At 34.6% G+C, this 24,358-nt stretch carries 25 protein-coding genes; 5 read left to right on the top strand and 20 right to left on the bottom strand.

Features of this window, described 5'->3' with window-relative positions; all coding sequences use genetic code 11:
- Window positions 1-405: 405 nt before the first annotated feature.
- A complete protein-coding gene (repC, locus tag ACFIJJ_RS08135; protein WP_375646576.1) occupies window positions 406-1,743 on the bottom strand; it encodes a replication initiation protein RepC in 1,338 nt (445 codons plus the stop codon).
- Window positions 1,744-2,048: 305 nt separating this feature from the next.
- Complete coding sequence (locus ACFIJJ_RS08130; protein WP_375621853.1) at window positions 2,049-2,489, bottom strand: hypothetical protein; 441 nt, start codon at window positions 2,487-2,489, stop codon at window positions 2,049-2,051.
- A 151-nt stretch (window positions 2,490-2,640) separates the two neighbouring features.
- Between ACFIJJ_RS08130 and ACFIJJ_RS08125 the strand changes: the two genes are divergently transcribed.
- Together ACFIJJ_RS08125 and ACFIJJ_RS08120 are read left to right on the top strand one after the other, a co-directional pair.
- Window positions 2,641-3,225: a hypothetical protein gene (locus tag ACFIJJ_RS08125; protein ID WP_375632577.1), complete on the top strand. Its 585-nt coding sequence runs from the start codon at window positions 2,641-2,643 to the stop codon at window positions 3,223-3,225.
- Window positions 3,226-3,683: 458 nt separating this feature from the next.
- On the top strand, window positions 3,684-3,848 hold the full coding sequence (locus ACFIJJ_RS08120) for a hypothetical protein (protein WP_169728635.1): 165 nt from the start codon (window positions 3,684-3,686) through the stop codon (window positions 3,846-3,848).
- A 70-nt stretch (window positions 3,849-3,918) separates the two neighbouring features.
- Here ACFIJJ_RS08120 and trbL read toward each other — a convergent pair whose 3' ends face one another.
- From trbL to ACFIJJ_RS08030, 18 genes are all read right to left on the bottom strand, one after another.
- Complete coding sequence (trbL, locus tag ACFIJJ_RS08115) at window positions 3,919-5,376, bottom strand: P-type conjugative transfer protein TrbL (RefSeq protein WP_375646574.1); 1,458 nt, start codon at window positions 5,374-5,376, stop codon at window positions 3,919-3,921.
- 19 nt (window positions 5,377-5,395) lie between these two features.
- Entirely contained in the window at window positions 5,396-6,136 is a 741-nt protein-coding gene (trbJ, locus tag ACFIJJ_RS08110) for a P-type conjugative transfer protein TrbJ (protein ID WP_375646573.1), read from the bottom strand.
- A complete protein-coding gene (locus ACFIJJ_RS08105; protein WP_375646572.1) occupies window positions 6,111-8,615 on the bottom strand; it encodes a transporter in 2,505 nt (834 codons plus the stop codon). The genes trbJ and ACFIJJ_RS08105 overlap by 26 nt, the downstream gene beginning before the upstream one ends.
- Window positions 8,615-8,920 carry a conjugal transfer protein TrbD gene (gene trbD, locus ACFIJJ_RS08100; protein WP_208438669.1) on the bottom strand — a complete coding sequence of 102 codons (306 nt, stop codon included), beginning with the start codon at window positions 8,918-8,920 and terminating at the stop codon, window positions 8,615-8,617. The genes ACFIJJ_RS08105 and trbD overlap by 1 nt, the downstream gene beginning before the upstream one ends.
- Window positions 8,920-9,318: a TrbC/VirB2 family protein gene (locus tag ACFIJJ_RS08095; protein ID WP_208438668.1), complete on the bottom strand. Its 399-nt coding sequence runs from the start codon at window positions 9,316-9,318 to the stop codon at window positions 8,920-8,922. The genes trbD and ACFIJJ_RS08095 overlap by 1 nt, the downstream gene beginning before the upstream one ends.
- 11 nt (window positions 9,319-9,329) lie before the next feature.
- The gene (trbB, locus tag ACFIJJ_RS08090; protein ID WP_375621673.1) at window positions 9,330-10,304 is read right to left on the bottom strand and encodes a P-type conjugative transfer ATPase TrbB; all 975 of its coding nucleotides are present in this window, start codon (window positions 10,302-10,304) and stop codon (window positions 9,330-9,332) included.
- 181 nt (window positions 10,305-10,485) lie between these two features.
- The gene (locus tag ACFIJJ_RS08085; protein WP_375621674.1) at window positions 10,486-10,944 is read right to left on the bottom strand and encodes a hypothetical protein; all 459 of its coding nucleotides are present in this window, start codon (window positions 10,942-10,944) and stop codon (window positions 10,486-10,488) included.
- 82 nt (window positions 10,945-11,026) lie between these two features.
- Entirely contained in the window at window positions 11,027-11,332 is a 306-nt protein-coding gene (locus tag ACFIJJ_RS08080) for a hypothetical protein (RefSeq protein ID WP_375621675.1), read from the bottom strand.
- A gap of 82 nt (window positions 11,333-11,414) precedes the next feature.
- Window positions 11,415-13,883, bottom strand: a complete 2,469-nt coding sequence (locus tag ACFIJJ_RS08075) for a zincin-like metallopeptidase domain-containing protein (RefSeq protein ID WP_375646570.1) — start codon at window positions 13,881-13,883, stop codon at window positions 11,415-11,417.
- On the bottom strand, window positions 13,873-14,094 hold the full coding sequence (locus tag ACFIJJ_RS08070; RefSeq protein WP_208438664.1) for a conjugal transfer protein TraD: 222 nt from the start codon (window positions 14,092-14,094) through the stop codon (window positions 13,873-13,875). The genes ACFIJJ_RS08075 and ACFIJJ_RS08070 overlap by 11 nt, the downstream gene beginning before the upstream one ends.
- Before the next feature lie 10 nt (window positions 14,095-14,104).
- Window positions 14,105-14,623, bottom strand: coding sequence for a conjugative transfer signal peptidase TraF (gene traF, locus ACFIJJ_RS08065; protein WP_375621677.1), 519 nt, complete (start codon window positions 14,621-14,623; stop codon window positions 14,105-14,107).
- Complete coding sequence (locus ACFIJJ_RS08060) at window positions 14,620-16,554, bottom strand: type IV secretory system conjugative DNA transfer family protein (RefSeq protein WP_375621678.1); 1,935 nt, start codon at window positions 16,552-16,554, stop codon at window positions 14,620-14,622. The genes traF and ACFIJJ_RS08060 overlap by 4 nt, the downstream gene beginning before the upstream one ends.
- 155 nt (window positions 16,555-16,709) lie before the next feature.
- Window positions 16,710-18,008 (bottom strand): TrbI/VirB10 family protein, encoded by a 1,299-nt coding sequence (locus ACFIJJ_RS08055; protein WP_375621679.1) that lies wholly within the window; start codon window positions 18,006-18,008, stop codon window positions 16,710-16,712.
- On the bottom strand, window positions 18,005-18,466 hold the full coding sequence (locus ACFIJJ_RS08050; protein ID WP_273788575.1) for a hypothetical protein: 462 nt from the start codon (window positions 18,464-18,466) through the stop codon (window positions 18,005-18,007). The genes ACFIJJ_RS08055 and ACFIJJ_RS08050 overlap by 4 nt, the downstream gene beginning before the upstream one ends.
- Before the next feature lies 1 nt (window position 18,467).
- On the bottom strand, window positions 18,468-19,349 hold the full coding sequence (gene trbG / locus ACFIJJ_RS08045; RefSeq protein WP_375621681.1) for a P-type conjugative transfer protein TrbG: 882 nt from the start codon (window positions 19,347-19,349) through the stop codon (window positions 18,468-18,470).
- 34 nt (window positions 19,350-19,383) lie between these two features.
- On the bottom strand, window positions 19,384-20,061 hold the full coding sequence (locus tag ACFIJJ_RS08040; protein ID WP_273788573.1) for a VirB8/TrbF family protein: 678 nt from the start codon (window positions 20,059-20,061) through the stop codon (window positions 19,384-19,386).
- Between the two features lie 158 nt (window positions 20,062-20,219).
- Window positions 20,220-22,103 (bottom strand): TraI/MobA(P) family conjugative relaxase, encoded by a 1,884-nt coding sequence (traI, locus tag ACFIJJ_RS08035; RefSeq protein WP_375632573.1) that lies wholly within the window; start codon window positions 22,101-22,103, stop codon window positions 20,220-20,222.
- Window positions 22,100-22,429, bottom strand: coding sequence for a plasmid mobilization protein (locus ACFIJJ_RS08030; protein ID WP_273788571.1), 330 nt, complete (start codon window positions 22,427-22,429; stop codon window positions 22,100-22,102). Before ACFIJJ_RS08030 ends, traI begins: the two co-directional genes overlap by 4 nt.
- A gap of 236 nt (window positions 22,430-22,665) precedes the next feature.
- Between ACFIJJ_RS08030 and ACFIJJ_RS08025 the strand changes: the two genes are divergently transcribed.
- Genes ACFIJJ_RS08025 through ACFIJJ_RS08015 form a run of 3 tightly spaced genes read left to right on the top strand, consistent with a single transcriptional unit; the run spans window position 22,666 to window position 24,174 of the window.
- On the top strand, window positions 22,666-22,980 hold the full coding sequence (locus ACFIJJ_RS08025) for a TraK family protein (protein ID WP_375621683.1): 315 nt from the start codon (window positions 22,666-22,668) through the stop codon (window positions 22,978-22,980).
- A complete protein-coding gene (locus tag ACFIJJ_RS08020) occupies window positions 22,977-23,702 on the top strand; it encodes a conjugal transfer protein TraL (RefSeq protein ID WP_375646568.1) in 726 nt (241 codons plus the stop codon). Before ACFIJJ_RS08025 ends, ACFIJJ_RS08020 begins: the two co-directional genes overlap by 4 nt.
- A 1-nt stretch (window position 23,703) precedes the next feature.
- Window positions 23,704-24,174: a hypothetical protein gene (locus ACFIJJ_RS08015; RefSeq protein WP_375621685.1), complete on the top strand. Its 471-nt coding sequence runs from the start codon at window positions 23,704-23,706 to the stop codon at window positions 24,172-24,174.
- Window positions 24,175-24,358: the final 184 nt, after the last annotated feature.

Raw genomic sequence — 24,358 nt, 5'->3', positions numbered from 1 at the left:
CTTTAGGCGCCATGTAATGGTTTCCTTGACACTAAGAACCAAGACTTGTTAGTCCTCTCATTAAACGCGGGTCTGATGTCATGATTTTGGTGAGCGTTCCGGAGAGTTTGAGAGGCGGATAGCCTCTCATTAAAAAATAAGGATTAACTGAAAATATTTAATATTTTTAATGTTTCTTTTAAAAGTATAAAAAACTAATAAAATAATTGCTAAATAAAAATATCTTGTATATATCTTTTTTGGGAGAGAGAGGTCACAACAAACTATCCCCGCTAGGATAAGTTGATCATTTTATCTCTTTCTCCTTTTTCAAAATCAAAAATTTTTACTATTTTCGACCTCCGTTACGCCTTTAAAAAATAACGATAAATAATTAAAATATTTATTTCGTATATAAATTATTATTTATGTAAACTTTGGCATTTTTAGATTATTTAACGTTTTATTGAGTTCAAACTCAAACAAAGAGCTTTTTTCTTCGTTTAGCTTTATTTTCTGATTTTTTTCTAAGTTTAAACTATTTATTTCTTCTTGATCAGCTTGTTTCAATAAAGCAAATAAAGAACGCTCTAGATACAATTCTCCCTTTTTTTCTTTATCAATCATGCCGCGGAGATATCCCCCTGGTGATTTTACAAGTCCTCTAGCATATTTTTCAAAAATGATGGCAATGGCTAGAGCTGTTTTTTTAAGCCCCATGATTTTTGTAGCTTGTTCAGCGGCATGTTCTGAAACTTTAATCATTCTGTACATAGGATACATAGAACGTATCAAATCGCTTTCTGTTTGGAGATTATATTCAGAAAACAAGACGGCATTTGGTAAAGCCTTTTCTAGTATCTCCGGCTTAATTTGAGGCAATGTACTACCTTTTGAGGGAAGTGATGTTTTGGTTTTGCCTTTCTCTATATTTTCATAAGTCATTTTATCGTGACCGGAGGTCACATTAATGGTTTGAGTGTGTTCAGATAATTCTGAACACTCATTTTTGTTACAATTACAATTATAGTTAGGGGTTGTATTATGTAATTGCATAACATTTTTGTTATTTGTGCATAACATTTTTGTAAAAAATAAACGATCTAGGAGCCAATTAAAAAGCTTAATAGCTTTTTCCAATTTAAAGGTAGACGCTTTAAAAGGAGACCCAAGAACAGATTTAATCTTATTCATACGATTTAAAAACATTGAAGCAATAGATGTAAATTTTATCTCTTCAATACGAAGCTGCAATCGACGACAAACACCACAAAAGGTCCTAACAACCATATCGTGATGTTTCTTTTCTTCTTTAATCGTTAAAATAGAGTGCTGAAGTTCAGGGTAACGCGCGATTAAAATGCTAAGGTCAATACCACAAGCAATTGGTACGTGATTAGCAGAATTAAAACTATAGCGTTTATAATTACCAGAATCCCGCATCACAATAAGACCTTTATCAAAAAGGCGTGAAAGTAATCTACTTACATGAACAGACGTACAACCAATTTCTAGACCAATTTGATGGTTGCTTTTAAAAACTAGTGGAATTTTACCTTTTTCAAAATGCGAAACGGGTACAGTATTCAAAAGTTTGGTTAATAAATGGACTTCCGTTCCTTTGATAAGACCAATTATAGGTAATTCTTGTACAAGAAAAATAAGTTGGCTTCTACTAATGTGTCCAATATCAGTATTATCAGCAATTTTTATATATTCCCAGTGCTTTGAAGTTAATTTTCTACCAGATGTTTTCTTAACCATAATTTTTAAAACCTCTCTATTGGAGGCAAAAAAATGCTAAAAATATCCCTTTTCTACAAAATTTCTCTTGCAGAATGCTTCACGATAAATTAAATTAGGAATTAGTTTGTTGAATTTAATTCTTTTGAATTTAATTTACCGTATATGTGGTACGGGTATTTTAGAAACCCTTCTGTTAACGCAGTTGGGTTTTTATTTTTTTGCCATTATATTTCCCTCTATTTGAAACGACTCATAGATTTACATAATGAGTCAAGATGAAACTATATTCAAAAGAAAAATATTTTCAATATAGTAAAGGAAAATTAAGTCCCCATTTTCCCATTCTCTAATTCAACATTTTTTGTAAAAACAACTTTCCTATCTTTAAAAACAAGACTTGGATTAATAAAATACCAAGCTCTATGATTTTGTTTAGCAATAATACCAGCTTTTTCTAATTCAGCTACACCACGAAAAAAGGTTGTTGGTGATAATGCTAACTTACTTTCTTGAGCTTCAAGAAATGTTTTTAAAATAGCCTTATCTAAAATGACAGTATTAGTGCGAATTAATCTGTTTTGAAGTATCCAAGCCAAAACTAAAAAAACTTTTATTCCTGCTGCTTTTAAATCAAAAATTAGCGCCACATTGACAAGAATCTGCTCTTCTGGATCCTTAATAGAAACCACAATATCATTAATGAAAGGACTCTGATCGTGCCTAACGGTTTGCTTTCTTTGTTTATCTGATATACTAACTGTCATTTATGGTAATACAATTGCCATATTAAAATAATAAATCGAATCTCCAATAAGGATAATTTACATTCGCTCAAGTGTCAATATGACTTTTATTTTTGCGAAGAAAAACTTTCTTAAGTCGTAACAGGTGATAAAAAATCAACGGACGATCAAAATGGATAAAATAAACTTGCGAAAGCAAAAATATTCCCCGTATGAAAATCCTTTTCTTAAAAATTCTGAAATATTTGCTGATAATAAAATTGTTAAAACGTGCATTATACAACAAAAGTTTGTCAATTCTGACACTGATAAAATAGACGTTGTACCTATAATTCACGTCACAGAAAAAACAAATAAAGAAAATTTTATAGAAATATTTGCTGATGGCATTCAAGCTATTTTTAATTTATCTCGTACAGGACATCGTGCTTTGGTAATAGTTTTAGAAGAATATCAATCTAATAAATCAACAAACGAAGACCCCAGCAGCGTTACCTTAATTTGGTTTGATGGGGGTATAAATGGAAAAAAGCGCGATATGGTCGACAGAACTTTTCACAACGGTTTAAGAGAACTTATACAAAAAGGAATTTTGAAACCAAAATTGCCTAATCAATACTGGGTGAATCCTATTTTGTTATTCAAAGAAGAAAAAGTTGCTTTTATGAAAGAATATCAAATAGAATCATCTTCTACCAAACCGGATATTTCATCCGTTGAACATCAAACAGATCTCGAAGATTTTATAACAAAATAACTTGTGTCATTTATTGTACTGTGTATATTATGGAGCATCTTGATTTAAGCGCGTGAGGGGAAAATAATGTCAAAATCACAAATAAGCAAAGAGGCGCTCGTCCTTTTGCTTTTATGGCTTCGTGGTCCTTTAAGATTGATACTAAGCCTTATAGTGATAATGGGGTTTATAGGATTGCTTACAATTCCTATTATGATATTATCAATAGGTTGGTCAAAAGCACTAATAAACATTACAATTTGTTCGTTTATATTAGGTTTTGGCTCTTTCCTTCTAATTTTTTATTATGATAAACTTATAAGATATTTACAATAAACTGTTCACATATTTTTCCATTAACAATACTAATAAAAAAACAAAAGATCACGATAATTAAATCTGTATTCCAATACAATAGATAATCATCTCATACCTTAGTTTGATGATATTAATACATATAATTTTTAAAGAGGGGAAAAATGAAAAAAATTATTTTAATATGCTTAGCTCTATTGACTATAGGATTGAATATTACAGGTTGTGGTAAAAGTGAAGAGGAAAAACGTAGAGCCCAACAAGAAGAACAAGCTAAAAAGTTTTTTGATGAAGAATTAACCTCTACAGATCGTGATCATGCATTTTAAAAAATGCTAGTATCAATCTCTAACTAAAGAAGTTACTATTTATTTCTCAAAAAATAAAACCATAGCTTCTTTAGTTCTTATCTATTACAGATCCTGCTCCAGAAATTGTATTTTCAATATCAGATTGAGGTTTATTATCACTAGAAAATTGGATATCGTTATATTCTGGTGGTGTAGGTGGGGCATTAAGACTAAGGTTTGTGGCATTTTCCATTCCTGGAACACAAAAAGCAGCCATATGTCCAAGACCTTTTAAAGTCATATCGGCAGCATCTCTCATTTTTGGAAGAACTGAATTAGATTGGTCTGAAGTAGCCGATTTAGATTGAGGTTTACTAGTGCTAGTGGAACGGCTTTCCCCTCCTGCTACACGTGGATTTGCGCCCGATGTAGGTTTATTACCACTATCTTTAAAAGAGTTTCCAGTCATTTTAGAAGCGTTTACACTACTTCCTGTTCCACCAGCAGCGGATACTCCACCAGCAGCAGATGCTCCACCAGCAGCGGATGCTCCACCAGCAGCGGATGCTCCACCAGCAGCGGATGCTCCACCAGCAGCAGATGCTCCACCAGCAGCAGCTGGTGCTGCTGCCCCACCAGTTGCTGCTACAGCAGCTACGCTCGCAGCTGCTCCTATAGCAGCGCCAGCCATTGCTCCAATAGTTGCACCACTCCCACCACTTGTTCCAGAAATTAAACCAGCAATAATTTCCGGAATAGTCTTTGTTAAATACGCACATAACAAAGAAAGTCCTAGCAGTGTCCAATTTGATGCATCAGAAAAAATATATGCTTTTCTCCATTCCATTATGGAATCTGTCATCAAGGTCACTAAGAGTGTTATTACAAAAAGCTTTGCTCCAACAGAGACAGCATAACGAAAAGCCGTTATGCTTATTTCTCGTGTCCATTGAGAAGCACCAAAACCCATAAATATTACAGAGGAATTAATCACAATATATGACTCTATAATTGTAACAGCCAGTAAAACTGCAATAAAACCAAAGCATAAAAAAACAACGGCAGCCTGAAGAGCAAGTAACACAGCAGTTATAGGATTCCAAGTGGTAGTATTTATCATAGCTAGAGCAAGCTTAATGCTTTCATCTAAAATTGCTCCAGGAAGAAGAGATCGAGTTCTTCCACTCGCATGAGCTGCTGCTGTACGAAAACTCTCAACAATAGCTGTCGCCCATTCTTGAGAATATTCTAAAAGAGCTGCAAAAAAACCTATAACAAGAATGAACTTCACTAACTCCCCAACTAAATCAGCAATATCAGATTGCTTAAACAAAAAAGGAATAAAGCTAAAAAGAAATTGAAGAATAGCCAATGACCAAAAAATACGAAAACCATAATGATGTAATTTCACCGCCCAACCACGAGATTGATTTTGTATCAAATCTATTAAACCATTAAATGATTTAGTACTATCTACAGATTTTGCAAAAGAAACATCTGCAAAAATGGTACAGCCAATAACAACCAGAAAAAATATTAAAAAAATGATTTTTTTATTTATTACCATTTGGTAATTTTCTATTTTTTTAAAATGCATGATTACGATCTGTAGAGGTTAATTCTTCGTCAAAAAACTTTTCAGCAGCAGCTTCATTTTTTGCTCTGCGCTCCACCTCATTAGCCGTGTAGTTTGCTTGTAAAGTGGTATTATTAGCAACAAGATCACGAAGTAGCTGCAACTGTTTCACTTGTTGTGCGGCAATTTCATTTCCAGCTTGAATAGCTTGCATACGCCCTTCTGCGCTTGCTGAACGATCAACAAGTTTTTGCATAAGTTTGTCTTCATCATCAAAACTGCTAGTGTTAATCCCTGCGGCTTCAATAGCAATACGGGAATTAGAAAGACCAGTTTCTGCCCACTTTCTATAATCTTTTTTTGGATTTACCTTTCCAGAATTTTTTAAGTAATTTTCATAACCAGGAAACATTTGTTCAAATCTGCTATTTAGATTTCCCATACTATAAGAAATGCTCTGGCCGTCTTGATAAACTTGTTTCAATTTTTGTAAAGTGTTCTGCAAACCATCAAATTGTGGACTCGAAAATGAAAGTCCCTGTTTTATCATATCTTTATATTGTTGAAGCTGCGTTTGAAGTTGTTTAGCTGTGTTGATTTGTGTATTAACAGCTTCAACATATTGGCTCATTTGGTTCCAAACAGTTGCACAATTTGCACAAAAAAATGCAGAAGCGTTTGTTGAATAAACCATGGAACAAAACGTACTAAACAAAAAAAGAAATTTAAATTTTTTCAAGATATTTTTCATAATTAATTCCCCTCATTTCAAGCCATTTTAAAGACCAGTTTTTTGAATTTTCATTGATAAGATTTTTAACTACAGCGAGATCTTCTTTGCTAGAAATCGCTACAAAAGAAAGAGCAATATCACCTAATCCTAATTCAAAAAGACGGCGTCCAAGAATAGATTTATAATAATATTGTCTTTTCTTTTTTGCTGTTTTGATAATTTGAATTTCTTTATCATTCAAACCAATCATTCTATACAGATCAACTGCTCCCGGCGCTCCCTCAGCACCTTTTGTTTCTGCTTCTTCGTTGGGTAACAAAATCTTGGTAGGACATTGTTCCAACAAAACATCAAGAATACCAGAACGAACTGCATCAGACAGGCTTTGTGTTGCCATGATTACGAGGCAATTCTTTTTTCTTAGTTCTTTTAACCATTCACGAATTTTCTCACGAAAAACAGGATGGCCAAGCATAATCCATGCTTCGTCAAGTGAAAGAATAGATGGCTGTCCTTTCAAGCTTCTTTCAAAACGTCTAAACAGATATAACAAAACAGGTAAACCATTTTTATCACCTAGCTTCATGAGTTCATCAATTTCATAGACAATAAAATCATTATGATCTTCAAACTCTTCTTGACCATCTAACAAATGTCCCATAGCACCAGAAATCGTATAATGTGCAAGTGCATTACGGATTTCTTGGTTCTGAATCGAAGTAACAAAATTACTGAGTGAACGCATGTTTTTAGGTGTTTGACTCATCTGCTTCATTGCACGATGAATTTCCATTTTTTGCTGAGGAGACGGTGTTTGCCCCGTCTGTAATTCATAGCAAATAGCAATCCATTCTTGCGCCCAGAGATTATCGGCTTCTGTATCAATGTCTGCAAGAGGCATAAGAGCACCGACAGCGCTATCACTATCACCAATATCATAATGACGTCCATTTATAGCATAACACAATGTATATAATGAACGACCTTTATCAAAAGCAGTAATATTAGCAGGTAAATGCTTACCATCTTGATCTGTTGCTCTTGACCAATATCTACGCGCTTGCGCTAATAAAAACGCTAAAAGTGTTGATTTACCAGCTCCAGTTGGACCAAATACAAGTGTGTGGCCAACATCATCAACATGTAAATTAATCCGAAATGGCGTTGCACCTGTCGTTACTACTTGAGATAAAGCAGGAGAATTATCAGGATAGAGTGGACAAGGATTAAATTGTAAACCTGGCCATACACTTGAGAGAGGTAACATATCAGCAAGATTTTGAGTATTAATTAACGGACGTCTAATATTTGGATAAGTTTGACCAGCAATTGTCCCTAACCATGCTTCCATTGTATTGACTGTTTCAATACGAGCGGCAAAACCTCTATGTTCAATTTCGCGTTTAATTAATCTAGCATTTTCTGCTAAGACCTCACGGTCTTCATGCATTAAAACAATTGTTGGTGAATAATAACCATAAGCAACAAGACCTGAACGAGCTTCGTTCATTGCTGTTTCAGCTTGTTGTGCCATCAACAAAGCATCAGTATTAATAGTTCCTTTATTAGTTTTAAAAACCTGCGAAAAAAAACCCCTCACTTTTTGTTGCCATTTCAATCTATATTTATTTAATGCGGCAACAGCTTCATGTTGGTCCATAAATATAAAACGACTTGACCATCTATAATGTAAAGGAAACCCATCAAGAATATCTAATATTCCAGGATAACTAGCCGATGGAAAACCATCAATTGAAATACATGTTATAAACTTATCTCCAAGACGTGGAGTATCACCAGGCCACAAGTCAGTATAACCTAGCCAAGAATCCAAATACATAGGACAATCTGGTATTCGAAGAGCAACCGCTTTGCCATTAATGGCATAATGTAAATAATTAACAAGCTGGTCGCTTTCATAAGTCTCATCACCATTCCTAATAGTGACCGCTTTCATTCGCTGCATTTTAAGAAGATCACCAAGACCAACATAAAAATCCTCTATTTTCTTTTTAAAATCGTCGAGTAAACGTTCAGCAGGTGTGGTTGATTCAACGGTATCGTCTTCATAAACAATTTCCCCCAACTTTGACGATTTTCGTGTAGGCGGTAGATACTGCATTAATAAAGCGTATTCTGTTTCGTAGTGCGTATCACTTCGCTGAAAATAAAACCGTCTTTCTGCATCAATCAACGCTGTAATGGGATCAGGAAAATGAGACAATTCAGGATCTGAATAACTTGGCGACTCTAGGCGTATAGCATCGACCCATATCGCCCATCCAGAATGAAATCGAGAGAGATATGTGTTAACCAAACTTGTTATATAATTTCTTTCTGCATCCGTTGCTGACATGGGGTCATCCCCACGGATAAAAAACCCAGCCAATAAAGAACCATCTTTTCCCAAAATAATGCCGTCATCAATTAAAGCTGCAAAATTTAAAAGATCAGGAAGTCCAGCAAGCGTAGAGCGAAAATGTTTTAACTTAAACATTAATAAGGCCTTGTTGATTTTGCAACACGAAATGGTCGTGAAAACGGAGCGTAATAACTACGATATCTCAATTGACGAATATAAATTCGAGACAAGATAGGATCAAATTTGGCCATTCTACGTAAAACGTAAAGACAAACAACCCAGATACAAATACCAATAGTTGCTGCTACAATGTTCATTGCTGAAACAATAAGAATTCCAGTTAAAAGCATTGATAGCAGCATTAATTCACGTTCTCCTCCCATAATTTGTTGAGGTCTGTGAAGAGAACGAAACAATTGTGTATATTGTTTGCCTCCCATTAAAGTCCTCCAACCACAACGTTAGCAGGAACAACAGCACCAGAAAAGAGAGCGCCTGTAAGAAGAGTGTTTGCAAAAACAATCACACTTATAACCAAAACAAGGTAGATAATACGCTTTACAAACTCGCTAACTTCACCACCAAAAATCAGTGTAGCTCCACCAGCAACAAGCCCCAATAAAGAAACCACGAAAGCAACAGGACCAGAAACAGATTTTTTTAACTTCTCAAGAGGTGCTTCCCATGGAAGAGATGCTCCACCACCAGATGTTGCATCAGAAGCATATGCAATATCTCCCAAGATAAGATAGAGAAAGACTGCCGCCCCTATAATAAGAAAAAACAACACAATGTGATTATATAAATTACTTCTTGTTTGTGTTAAAGATAGTTGCATATTTTGCTCCTTTAATGAATGATTTTTGTTATGTACTTATTGAGTGCGAGGTCGTACTCACAAACTTCAATAATTTCTTTGACTTTGCGACCTGAGGAGGTTTTTTCAATACTCAAAACTACATCAATTGTTTCCGCTATCAGTGATTGCATGGAAGCAATGGTTACTTCTGATATTAATTGTTGGATTCTTGTTAATCCTGCTGTTGCATCATTGGCGTGAACAGTTGCTATTCCACCTGGATGTCCAGTATTCCAGCTTTTTAACAAAGCTAAAGCTGCGCCATCTCTTACTTCGCCAACAATAATGCGATCTGGTGCCATACGCATAGTCACCTTTAACAACCGCGTCATATCAATATATTCCACAGCTCGAAATGTTACAGTATTAGGTGCAGCGCATTGAAGTTCAGCTGTATCTTCAATGATTACAAAGCGCTCTTCAGGAAATGTATCTGTCATTTCCTTTAAGATTGCATTCGTTAAGGTAGTTTTTCCAGTTCCTGTTCCACCCACAACAAGAATATTTTTATGATCTTTAACAGCAACATTTAAAAGCGATCTTTGATGTGGAGTAATGATGTTTTTTGCAACATAGTCATCTAAAGTAAAAATTTTCGTTGCTTTTTTTCGAATTGTAAATGTTGGGGCGGAAACGATAGGTGGAATTACCGCTTCAAAGCGGCTTCCATTCATTGGTAATTCGCATTCAAGAATAGGATTTTCTTTGGTAATTTGCGTTCCAAGAGCTGTAGCTACTGTTCCCATAGCGGCTTCTGCCCTATGCGCATCCACCATGCCGACAGCTTTTTTAGGTTCTCCCAAATGTTCAACCCATAATGTACCATCAGGATTTAACATAATTTCTATGACTGTAGGATCATCTAGGTAACCCCATATCTGCGGTCCAAATTCAAAACGCAGCTTCTCAATGAGACGTCTATTTTGCTCTGAACTTCGTCCACCTTTAAATGCTGTAACAGCCATTCTCCCATCCCCGCTTTTAAGAATATACCCCGTTCACTCTAGATAATGAGAAGAATGTAAAACTTAAAGCTTTTTAAAATAATGTCGGCATAATAATTTAAAGATTAAATTTGAACAACAAAAATATCTATCGTAATAGCAAAAATCCACATTCCTGTTACTTAAATTCTATGGTTTTTTATTAAAGAGAATGACCTTTATCGCGCGCAAGATCTATACCTATAGCTTTAGCTTGCATTTTTTCATAAAGTTTTCGCATCACCTTCATATTGTCCCTCCGCACATCAATGATTGATTTCTCAACTGATGTTAAACGCGCTTTGTCCAGATTTCCTAGTCGTGTATAATGAGACGCCATTGCTTTTCGCGCTTCATCATAAGGCAATCCTCCTTTACGATGCTTTGGTAGACTATGTCCTCTATTTATCGCATCATATTTCTCAGAATTAGAAACCAATTTTATGTGATCTTTAACAACATCTATTTCGGTTAATGCTGTTTCAAGGCTACTGGCCATAGCTTTACTATTAGCATACCGAAGCAAATCATCCTTTATAAGATCACTCTCCGTATCAAGAAGCGATGATAAATCCCCACTTTTTCCAACATTACGAATATGATCACATAGATTACTTCGCACATTGTGTAATTTTTGAGATACTAATGTTTTTTCAAGATCTTGTACTAGTATACTTTGTTGTAAAAAAAGCTCTTCTAATTTATTAGAAATGATGACCTCCTATTACAACACCTTTATCTAACCAGTCCGGGCCATATTTTTCATCAGCACTTTTGGTAGAAAATCCCATATCACGTATAAATTGCGCTCCACGTTGATGTCTAAGAAGTAAAAGTGCATGTGCTGGATATTCAGCCATCGCTAACCATTCCCAAGTTGCTTTGTTATCATTCGCCTTGGAAGCTGCTTCTGCTTCAACCATATAGATACTGTTTTGAGAAAGACCACCTGCTCGTAATTCCTCGCGTTCAGCATCAGTCATATAACTTTTTGGTAATTTATTTTCCATGAAAACCTCCTTATCTTAGTGTATGTTTACATATTAATTTAAAGGCTAGATCTGAGCAATAAAAAACAAATCCTCTACCTAACTAAAACTCACTTTCAATTTCGCGATTTTTTCTTTCTCTATATGAAGCTGCGTTGGGATTTTGAGAAAGTTTTTGTTCTCTATCCTGCAAAATATGAGATCTTACACGAGAAATCATAGCTTTATCACTTGAATTAATATTACGACCATTGAGGGTAGTTGCTCTTTGGCGAAGTTGATTAGCAGCTTCACGCTCTTCATAAACATATTGATCATCAAGTGCTGTTGTTGGGTCATCAATAGCAAATTGGTCCTGCATATTTGCAAGTGTTTGGAGTCGCTCGGACATCACTCTTGCTTCTATTTCGGCAATTTTCATTTTAGATGTAAAATCGCTTCTGGCTTTATCACTACCATGTATTCTTTTGTAATCGTCCCAATCAGAAAATTTGTTCTCTTCTTTCTGAAATTCCGGATAAACTACTCCTCCTCCAACATCTGCTGCCGCATTATAAGCAGCGGTAATTCCAACATTGGTTCCTTTTTTTCCATTAGAAAGTAATTTTTCTTGCGAAGCATGATCATTATCCGCAACAAACAAAATCACGCGATCTGGATATTTATCACGCATTACTCTACCTACATTTTTTAAATTTCCAGAGTCAAAAGCCGCTACAACTGGCATATGAGTCATTTGTGCTACAGAAAAAGCTGTTGCATATCCTTCCGCAATAAGGATAGGATTTTCTAAATCATTATTAAGGGCGGATATTCCTACATTATTAGAACCTACAATCGTAAAACACTCATGTTTTTTCCCATCTTTCATAAAAGATTTAAAAGTAGGATTAACCGTCTGAAGGGTACTTAAATTATTATTTTTATCCCATATTGGAATAATTAAATCACCTGCCAAAAATGTGCGGATATTAGGATTGCTTTTTTTTATTATTTTTGCTTCCTCAACTGACTTTGCAACTCTCACCCCTTGTTTTTTAATGTCCTCTGGAAAATCATCTGGAACCTCTCTTAAATCACTCGTCTGATTTATACCTTTAAGCTTACAATATGCATTATCTGGAGTTGCTATTTTACTAGCCTCCCATATTTGTGATGAAAGTGTCGCTGCATTATTTTGTTTTTCTGCAATCTCTTTTCTTAAAATTTCTTGTCGCTCTTTAGCTTCTATGGCTAATCTTTTTTTTTCTTCTAAAGATAAAGGCGCCGCAGACTTTTCAGGTTTCCAATAAATTTTGTCACCAGTGCGAAAATTTTGAATATAGCCACCATCCAATGAGGAATAACCAATATAAGCCCCACTCTTTTGAGTTTTTTTATCATTTTCAACGGAAACTCTATGCAATTTTCCATCCATAAGTGGATTCTCAACAATTAAACCAGCAGAACGAAGCGCCTCCTTGAACTGTTGTTCTATCGGCAAAGTTGTGTTTGGTTCTGCATCTCCATGAGAAAACCTAGCAAAACCTTTTTCAATTAAATTTGTACCAGCAGGAACATACCAAGATTTTGCATCTTTATCCCACTTAGCTCCAGTGGCTTTTGCCTCTTCTTTTTGTGAATAAGGAACATTCAAAAAAATCTTTTCTGTATTAGCTAGTTCACGATCAGTGTTTATCGATATAAATGACTCTTTCTCAGCCTCAACAACTTTGACTGTTTCTAATCCTATTATGAAATTTTTGATTTTTTCTGCTTCAAAAGCCGCTCTAAAAATTTCTTTTGGATCATTCTGCATAGCTTCAATCCATGAAGAAACATAGGAAGCGTTATGACTTGGATCATAACCTATATTCAATTCCTCTCCAATCATAAAGGAGGCAATAGTTGTTCGAAGCTTTTCTTTGGCATATCCAGAAGACCCAACAGGATACATCATGTCACGATTAAGTCTTGAAAAATGTCCAGTCCAATGTCCAAGTTCATGTAATGCTGTAGCATAAAAATAATCACTTGAATCAAATTGAGATTGTTTTGGTAAAAAAAGAGTATCATTATCACCACCACGATAGAAAGCATGATTTCTATCATCAATATCAATTTTTGCGCCTGATGCGGTTAAAAGTGCTTTTGCTCGTGCATGTCTTACCTCTTCCGATAAAATAGGACGTGGTTCCAATGGAGGTAATCCATCAATTTGTTCACCATTAAAAACTTTTGCTAAAAAAATACGGGGGTAAGAAAGTTTTTCAAACTTCTCATGTTTTTTTCCATCATCATCATAAAAAGAGACCTTTTCATTCTGTTTCCAATAAATAATATCCGTACTTTTCATACCTTTTTTAATTCTACAGTCCATTTCATTTGCCTGCTGATATGTAAGCCAACGTGGATCAGTATATTTTTGGCTTGCAAGCCAAAGATTATTAATACCATTATAATTTTTACCTGTTTGTGGATTATAAGGAGATCTCACACATCCGGGAGGTAATGGTTGCTGCCATGGTGCTGCTCCTTGTTGAAGCAGTTTAATAAAATGATCTGTTACTGTTTTTGCATAATCAAAACTCATCACTCCCCCCTATATCATTAAAATTATCAATTTCAGATGGATCTGTAATACACGACGAATCCCAAGCGTCTTCTTCTGAAAGGGCTGTTTCTAAAAAAACTCCATAGCTTTCTGCTTCTTCTGAATCCAACTCAACTTGTATTCCGGGTATAAAAACATCATTTAAAACTGTAGAAATTACATGACATACTTGTATTCGCGCTTTTTTCATTATTAAAATCTCAATTCTTAAAAGTTAAAATGGGTTTAGCAGCACCGATAATATTCATAATCGAAACAGCTCCAAAATAACGACTATCAAAACTTACAGGATCAAAACTTGAAACAAACCAAGCATATCCTTCTTCAACAAGGTATTTTCCATTTGGCATACTTGATATCCCCCCTCTTCTTTGGCTATTTTTCAATAAATGACCATTAACACTGATACCTTTTTCAGTTATGTTAATCACATCACCAGAAAGAGCTACTAATGGTTTCAAAAAAGGAACAGACCCGCTAGGACAAGCTCCAGATTGAAGATATCCTTTTTCAATAAACATCTTAACGATAGGTACATCTGGAGGACAAACCTCCATAAGCTCCCCCCTTCGTACTTCTTTTTGAAAATAATTAACTTTCCAAAGACCTACAGGCGCCGAATGCGAATAATTAATTCTGAACCCTTGGGAAACGGCAAATAGAACAAAACATGCAAGCGTAATAGTACATAAAGTAAGAATGGCCATGGCTTTTTTCATGAGAGAACAAAGCCTTTCTTATCTTCTTTGCTTTTATTTCTCTCATGCAAACGATCTGTAGCAGGAGGAGAAATTTTTGACCTTTCTGAAAAAACTGGATCTAAAAAATAAAGAATTTGTGTTCCTCTAATGACGCTATTTCCAGCTACAAAAATAAGCATTTCCCCAGGTTCAACAATATTCCCAGAATTATCTTTTTTTGCTCCAGGCAGGCGCATGATTTCATCGGGCGTCATCAATGGGCGGCGTGTTTCTTCATAAGACGTTGAAACCTGTTCAAGTGCCATACCAAAACGTTTTCCAGAAGTGGAAATCTTTTCGCGAACAACCGTCGTCTCTCCCGCCATTTTACTCATCCATTCGGCTGTTTCGACTTTATTAGGAGCGTAAGCAATACGAATATGACAATTTGAAATAATACTTTCATTTGTAGTGTAAGCTTTGTAGAGCTGTTGCACATCTTGAGTGATGATATAAGCTTTAAGCCCGTACCCAGCAATGTAGGCAAGAGCCTTTTCAAAAATTTCCAATTTTCCCAAAGTTGGAAATTCATCAAGCATTAAAAGCAAACGATGTTTGTGATTGGTTTTGGATCTTCCATCATCAAATTCCATGCGATCTGAAAGAGAAAGAACCATTTGGGTCAATAGCAATCGTGCTAATGGTCTCATTCTATCTAAATTACGCGGCGTTGTAATGAAATACAGTGAGACGGGATCTTCTGTATCCATCAAATCACTAATATAAAAATCACAATATTTTGTGTTTTCACCAACAATAGGATCACGATAAAGAGACAGAGCATTATTTGCCGTCGAAATAATAGACCCTAACTCGCGTGCTGGTGTTCCAGCCATACGACGACCAACACCGTTGATAACAAGTTTTGCTTCTTTATCTGCATCCTGAAATAGAGGATCATCACTTTTTATATCAAGATTTTCCATTTCATGAAACAAACTAGAAAGCGCTTTTGGATCACCGTCTTCATCAAAATCATCATTATTTTCAATAACAGTAGCAAAATCTCCTACTCCCGTTAACATGTGTGCACAATCTTGCAAACAAGGTATACGTCCAATTTTTTCTGCCTTGTAAAGAGCATGAAGAATGAGACCATTCAAAAGTTCAAAAGCCGCTGATCTAAAATGATCACCAGCAATCCCTTTTCCATCATCATCAATAACCATTAAGGCTATGTTTTGTGCATCCGCTACTTGATAACGTGTTCTGAAACGAATTTCTCCTAATGGATTCCATGAACATCCAACTTTTGGTTCTGCTGGATCAAATCTTAGGATCTTATTCCCTGCATACTTTTTCCGCCATCCAGAAGTCATGGCATAATTTTCACCTTTTGTATCAAGAACAAAAAGACTGTGTGGCCAACTCAAAAGAGTAGGTACTACTAAACCAACACCTTTACCAGAACGTGTAGGCGCTAAAGCTGCTATATGCTCTGGTCCATCATGACGCAAATAATGCAACATTCCTGTTTTTGGATCAGCAAATGCTCCACAATATACACCCTCTCCTTTCTTTTTATGTGGTATAAGCCCCATTTCTTGAATTTCATCAAAATTTGCAAAATGCGCTGTTCCATGTAAATCATCGGTACTTTTGTTACTCCTTGAAGAAAAACCAGCCCAAAGAGTAAAACCAACAAATCCAATCAAAAGACCAGCACAAAAGAGAACAAATATTACATTACACTGACTAGGAGCATAATCATAAAATTTAAAGACCCAAGAAAACCAAGAAAAGGGCGAATACACTCCTTTAAAATTAGAACCAAGAGAAACACTATAATGAAAAGTATGTGCTAAATATTGTGTACAAAATTGATTAAGGAGAATAAAATATACAATGAATAAAAAGATAAATATCAATCGAGATTTTCTTTTGGGTGTATGTGTAGATTGATTTCCCAATTTTCCCCCCTTATCCATATTTAATTTAATATTTGAATATGATCAATTAAAATGCTTATGGTTTCTTTACACAAAATTGTTTTTTCAATCTAAAATAAGTAGCATGAGAATTTCCCAAAAATCTCTACTAAGAATTAAAGCTGTTTTTTTTAAAATTAATAAGGACGTGCCGCCATTGGATGACCTTTCCAAGCAGGTAAAATAATATCTTTTGTTACCATGACATTGAAATTATAACCAGGACGAATAATTATTGTTGGCTGAATACCTAAATTTTTACGTGTCATTTCAATACCGACTTCGCCCCATTGTCTACCAAGCTCTGCCGCTAACGTTTCTTTTGCTGTCTCTGTTTTACTATCATCATTACCTGTCTTATGTGTTTTTTGAGACAATTGTGAAGCTCCCGAAATGACAGAAAGTAAAAAAGCATTACCAAAAATTTTTAAATAATGATTATGAACCTTATCCTTAAATCCAGCATAACCAGACTGATCTGTCCCCGGCATATTCCCAAGAGATAAAGAAGAACCATCAGGATAAATAACTCTCGACCAAGCAATAAGCGCTCTTTTTTGACCAGTAGATACACGACTATCATATGTTCCTATCAGCCTCGACCCCATAGGAATTAAAACATTTTGACCAGTAGCGGAATCGTAGACACTTTCTCTTACTTGAGCTATAATTTGTCCAGGCAAATCACTATTAATACCACTTATCATAACACTAGGAATAATGGTTCCAGCCTTAATCTCAAGACTTGCCTTGATAGCTTCTTGACGCGTATTTTTTAAATAAACAGCTGCTTCTGGAGATTGAGATAAAAAAGCAATTTTTTGTGATTGCATATTAGGATCATGTCCTCCATCACCATTGTACAACGATGAATTAGCGGATAATCCAGATCGACCAAATAAATTTTCAAGAGTTGCTTTTTGCGGATCTGTATCTTGAACTTGAGACTGATTTTGCATCTTTGAATTAATTGTAAAAGAAACCATAGGATCAGAATCTAAAGCAGCCTCCATTTTAGCAAAACGCCTCTCTACAATATGTGTTAATAATCTCTTTTGTGTTTCATCTTCTTCATCTACAGTTTCATCGAGCGGCTTTTGTTCTGGATCTTTTGTTAGCAACTTCTTAGTTTCAATTGGTTTGGTTGACTGTGCTGGTAAGATCTCTGGTAATTTTGCTTGAACATAATCATCACCCTCTGGACGAATTGGCAACGGTGTTTCATCCACAAATAATTTTTTTTTGTTTTCTAAGACAACATTATTAGATTGCTGTCGCAACATAAAAGTATATGTAATACCAAGCAGAGCAAAAAAAATGATACCTATAGCACCTATAAAAGGTATATTGTTTAACCGCCGTACACCTCGTCCTTTGGGTTTTACAGAAAAAAAATCAGGAGATTCAGAAGGACTACTTTTTTGATCGTTTTTCACCCTTTACCCCCATCATCTACACGAGCAATAAAAGGAGCGGCCGGTACAATATTTCCAGTTTTTAAACGAACATAATGACGCGTTATTTCAGTTAAACCATATTGTGCCACCAATACTATACCTTGATCCAAGGGCATCACTTTGTAGGTTAAATTTATACCCGTGTTTTTATGTTTTTCTGGTTGATCTGTATAAATTACACCGTAGCCATTCCTTTGTAGAAGACTAACCAATAAAGATGTAAACTTATCTTCTGTATCATTTGTTTTTACAATAAATGTTGTAGTTGCAGGCGGCAAAGGATCTCTAAGATAGCGAACAAAATCACTAGTAATTAAATTTGCGTCATTCTCCGTAATATTTTGATCAACATAATTAACCAACAAAGGTGAATGGCGACTTATAGACGTGCAACCAACTGTCAAAGCAAGAGGTAACAGCAATAAATATTTTAACATTTTAACGCCCCCTAATAATTGTTACTCTCTGCTGAGAACTTCCTACACCAGAAATCATAGCTACTTTGCTAATAACGGCATCAACAACATATCTATTTCCAATAATGCGATAGTTTATTAATCTTTCACTAGGCTTTTTTAAGAAGCCACCATCATCACCAACAGCAATTAAAGCAGGCGCCATTCCTCTAATTCCATCACTAGGTAATTCAATGTAAGTTTTAAACCCATCTGTATAAACCCGTCTCGGATACCATTTAATTCTTCGATCACTAATCGTAATACGAAAGTTAAAATCAAGATCAGCTAAGTTTTGACCTGTTGCTAATGTATTACGGCTTTTATCTGTAGCCGCTTTATACGCAGACCAATCTTGATCTGTATCATCAGGATAAATAAAAGAAAGAACAGGAATTGAAGAATTTTGCGTACTAGCAAGTTTGATCATATAAGTACGGCGATCCGTCGTAATAAAGAGATTTGTTGTTAAACCAGCATCTACAGGCTTTACAACAACATAAGTTGTTTCTGCGGCTCCTACACCACTTACCGTGGGACTAATTTTCCATCTTACAGTATCACCAGCATGGAGAGAATTTATAGTCTCTCCCGATTGTAACTGTATCGTGCAAACCTCTAATGGTGTACACACCAATGTAGGCAAAGTAGCTCCATAAAGATATCTAACACTGCCGTCACCAGAATATATAGGTCTTTTGGGATTATTCTTCCATTGATTTGCTAATCTAATTCCCCATGCTTCCTTATCAGTAAGATGTATTTTTTGAGGAGAAACAAAATTAATGTTGTGTGATACATCTGTCGCCAGAGCTTTTGATGTTACAAAAATCACTGTACTTATAAAAATAAATTTCTTAAACATAAAATTCCCGCTTTACGCTTTACTATGATTGTTCTTAAAGTCTTGGCGTCCATGCAAATTGTTTAACATATAATCCAATAGGATTTAGCATCATTTGCTTTTCAGTTTTTGGTATTGCTAAAATAATTGTAGCGGTAGCTTGCCAAAGTTTACTATCAATAATAGCTCCGGATCGTGCTCTTTTCTTTTCAGTCCATTCAATTTGCCAAGTATCATTAGAAACAGGAACAATTGCATTAACTTGAATTTCTACTGTCTCCATTGAAGCACGTGAATAAGGATCATTTTGTTTATGATATTCAACAAGCATAGCATATGCTGGTGATTGAGGTAAGGTCATTGAGTATGTCTGGTTTATGAGATCTTCTTCTGCTCTCATATCAACATAAACAGTACGTGCCCCAATCAGCCAATTACGTAATGCCGCCCGAATATGGGTTGCGTTTGGTTTAGAAGCAACATTTGCCTTTGATAAATGCGTTACCTCACCGACCGAATTGGTTTGCACTATATAAGGAACAATAGTTTCTTCATTTGCTTTCCAAATGAATGCTCCTACTGACATTGCAGTAATAATAATCATTCCAAAAGTTGCTAAACGCCAATTATTAGCGGATTTAATATAATCCCCATACCTTTCCATCCATTCTCTACGCGCTATAATATAGGGATTAGAGGGTTTGTCTTTTATAGAATCTTTGCTTGCTTTCACAGTCCCCCCTTAATTATAAAGTTAAACAGCTCTCTTTAAAGATAAATTAACTTTCTTATGAAACATTTTTCGTTGAATGTGAAGAAAACAATTCCGACTTATCCATAAAATAATTATCTCAAATCAAAAAAATATATTTTTTAACTGAAAAACATACTTTAAGTCTCTATTTCTTTATCTGAAATATTTTTAACACTGTTTTTTGTAATCTTGACTTTTATGCCTTTTTTCCAATACCCAGCTTGAATGAAACCTCTCTTTGTAGTTTCCTTAACAAAAATTTTCTGATTTTCTTCAAAAAGAAGATAATTCTTTTCTCTAATTTTTCTACGCCCTACATAATTAAATACGGATTCTTCACCGTTCCATGCAACATAAGGAAGATTTTCAGTATATTTATTTCGCTCTTCTATCCACTCTTGAAGTGAATTATCAATGTTATCTTTGCTGTGTTGCTTCACTTCATTCTTTAAAGCGTTTAAAACAGGATCATCAAAGACAACATTCATATTGTGAACACCAGCCAATTTAGCAACTTCTTGTTTGAATTCTTCTGTGCCATTTAATACAAGTGGCTGATCTTTAAATTTTTCAACAGCAAGACTTAAAGCAATATACGCTGACCCAGTAGTAAATTTTTGTGCATGAATTTTCTCACCAGCATCAATAATGGTCCCACCATCAATGCTTTTATACAAAATATTTCCATTCTTCAAAAAAGAAGGTTTTAAATTCTTACGTAAAAATTTACCTGTTTTTCCAGCTGTTTTCCCAGTTAACAAATTATTAGATAAAACAACGCGACGCTCATTCATTGAATGCAAAACATCCATAGCATCTTTATCACCAATATTTGCTTGTTGGTGTAACCAATCTAACCAATTTGGAAATCTAGTTTCTGCTAACTTTCTTTTAGCTATCGCTTGCTTTGTTCTTAATTCTTGTTGACGAAATGCTTTTTGTAATTTTAACGTTTTTCGTATTCCCGCACGTAAACTTTTTGGTGTCAGTCTCAATAAAGAACTTTGTTGTTTATACCACATAAACAGTTGATTATAAAAAGCATCCTTTTGCGTACGTAATATTTGATATTTTTCTCGTCTTTCTAAATCGCTTGCATTTTTTTGTTCCTTATATCGAGAATACAAAAGTGTCTTAGTCTTACTGTTTTTTCCACGTAAAACTGGTACATATTGCTTCTGTATAATTGGCTTATAATCTTCATAAGTACCAAGTCTCTTTTCAAGAGCTCGTAAAGACAATGCTCTATTACAACTGCTAGCTTTAACCCATAAATCAAGATCAGAAGCTCCTATGACTAATCCACTCCCTTGTTTTTTTACAACGAGACCATGATCAGCAAAACTCTTATGCAGCGCTAACCAATCTGTATAATTAAGTTCTTTAGATATCCTTCCAACATAAGTTGAAAGAGATTCAACTCCGGTCCTATACTCAAAGTTTTTTATCTTTGGTTGCTTGATATTTTCAATGTCACATTCTAATCCATGTGGTGTCTTGATTAAGTTATATTCTTGTTCAATTGTTTGACAGGTTTTCATAAGTGTACGTTTGTCAAAAAAAGGTTCGTAATTACGAAAATTTTCAGGATTTATTTTGTTGATAGCAATATGAATATGCAGATTTTCTGTATCTTTATGGATAGCTGAAATACGTTGATGATTTTCGTAACCTAGCGCAGCACAAAATTTATCTTCAATTGCGTAGAGTGTTTCTCTCTCTGGAGTTTCTCCAACCGGAAAAGATAAGACCAAATGATATGTTTTATCAGTCTTTGATCTTTTATTTTGATCTTGAGTTTTTAAAATGAATTCTGTTGCCATAACAGGATCATCTGTATGACAATTTGTAACTCTTACTGATGCTACTTTTGCGCTATTTTGTATATTATCATCAATTATGTAATCGGATGTAAGTTTCCAATCTCTTGGTAAACTTCCCCCATCTAAATCCATAATATAACGAGCCAATCGTGCCATATTGGATGTTGATTTTTTTCTTTCAACACGCTTAGCAATCATAGTGCGGATATTTTTTCAAAAATTTGTTTTTGGAGTTCACGAAATGCTACCATCATTTTATCTATATCATTTGGTACTCCACCTTTCCCATTATTTGTAACTAACCATAATTTTAATAAACCAGCTACTCTCCCTAAATCGCCTTGTAGCTTAGTGAGGTCCTTTACCGCCTCATAATCTATATTCGCTTTTACGGGTTCAAGTTGTCCAGTAGTACGCAGGTAAGTAGAAATAGACAAGCCTGTCTGTTTTGCATTTTCTTCTATGCTTTCTTTTTCCTCGAAAGTGCACCAAACACTTAATCTAAATTTTCTTGGTCGTGTCATTTTCCCCCTCTTAAATTGCGGATGCAATCAAACCTCGTAGAGCAAGATACGTTGAGCATTTTATGCGAATAAGTTGGGTAATGTTAGTTGCGTAGCGCTACATTACACATCTTGCCGTTTTCTTAAAGAAAAACTTTTATAAAAATTACCAAAATATCCCTTTAATTGACAGTTCTATTTATTTTTTGTAAAGATTTGAAAAATTTTGTAAAGAATTATAAAAAGTTGGTAAGTTAATGAAAAAAAAAACAGAATGGGGGAAAATGCGAATAGTCTTTCTAGCCAACAAAGATTTAATTTTAAAATCCATTAAAGAAGGGTATTCCCTAAAAGAAATTTTAAGAAAAAATCCAAATTTAAATATTTCATATGACGCCTTAGCATCATATGTGCGAAAATATTTTAAAAAGAATCTTGAGACTACTGCTACATCAGATTTATCAGTAAAAACTCAATCCAAAGAATCTACTTCTGCTAATCCTATTACAACACAACAAAAATCACGTACATTTATACACGATACAAACAAAAAATTAGAGGATATGATATGACAAATATTCACATGACCTTACAAGGTAAAGGAGGAGTAGGAAAATCATTTGTAGCTAGTCTTGTGATGCAATATTTACTAGAAAATAAAATAGACGTGAAAGGTATAGACACTGATCCTGTTAATCAAACTTTTGCTAACTATAAAAATTTTAATGTAAAGCATTTAAAACTTCTCGAGCAAAGCGTAATTATTCCCCGTAATTTTGATACTCTTATGGAAGAATTGCTTCATTCTAATTGTCAATATGTTATTGATAATGGAGCTACAACATTTTTACCTCTAGCCTATTATTTAAAGGAAAATGAAGCTTTTGATCTGTTGGCCGCTGCTAAAAAGAATGTAATTATTCATACAATTATCACTGGTGGACAAGCACTGGCCGATACATTATCTGGATTATTTTCCATATGTACCCAAATTCCAAAAACAGCAAATATCGTCGTTTGGAAAAATGAATTCTTTGGTCCCATTACAGCTAATGGAAAAAACTTTGAAGAAATGAAAGTATTTGAAGAAACTAAAGAAAGAATTTCTGCTATTGTTACAATTCCACAACAAACATCTAGCACTTTTGGGGAGGATATAAAAACAATGCTTGATAAAAAATTAACCTTTAACGAAATTACAAATTCAAACGAATTCAGCATTATGGCCAAAAGCCGCTTAGCACGCGTCAAAAGCATATTATTTGACCAGATAGCTATTATTCCAGGAATATAAAATGTCCGTTGATATTGATGCCATTCGGCAAAAAATAACTAAAGAATTTAATCAACTTGTTCCACCAAATGATCCAATTCTCATGACTGTTTTTTTATCTGATATAATGCTAGATTCAGCTTTAAAAACACTTCACGAACATCAAAATCAAATGATCAATTACATTTTAACTGCACGTAATGCTATGGTAGAGGAAGAAAAAAAAACAGCTGGAAAATTAATAACTGAAGCAGCCACATATATAAACAAAGAAATCAACCAAGAAATGAGTAAAAACTTGAATTATATTTCTGAACAAATGAAATCATATGAAATCTCGTTATCCAAAGTGTCTGCTATAAAATCAAGTGTAGATGATAATATGGAAAGATTTTTAAAAAAACTCAGAAATTATGGAATATTAATAGGTGCTAGTTTATTAGCAAATATTCTCTGTTTTTTTGCTCTTATAATCCATTATTATATAAATTAATATTTTTTAAATCACTTGAAAAAAGTATAGACTTTTTAAAATTCTTATTCAGTGTTTATATCTCAAAATGGAGCCGCATCTTTATGATACGGCTTTTTTATACCTAAAAAGCAGGCGCCCCCCGCACCTGCTATTTTATTTACGCAACATCCTCATACTCATCACGAAAATAATCATCATCACT

This window comes from Bartonella sp. TT29SHDZB (genome assembly GCF_042193395.1).
Classification (GTDB): domain Bacteria; phylum Pseudomonadota; class Alphaproteobacteria; order Rhizobiales; family Rhizobiaceae; genus Bartonella.
The sequence above is the reverse complement of the archived record's forward strand: the minus strand, read 5'-3'. Positions and strand labels throughout refer to the sequence as shown.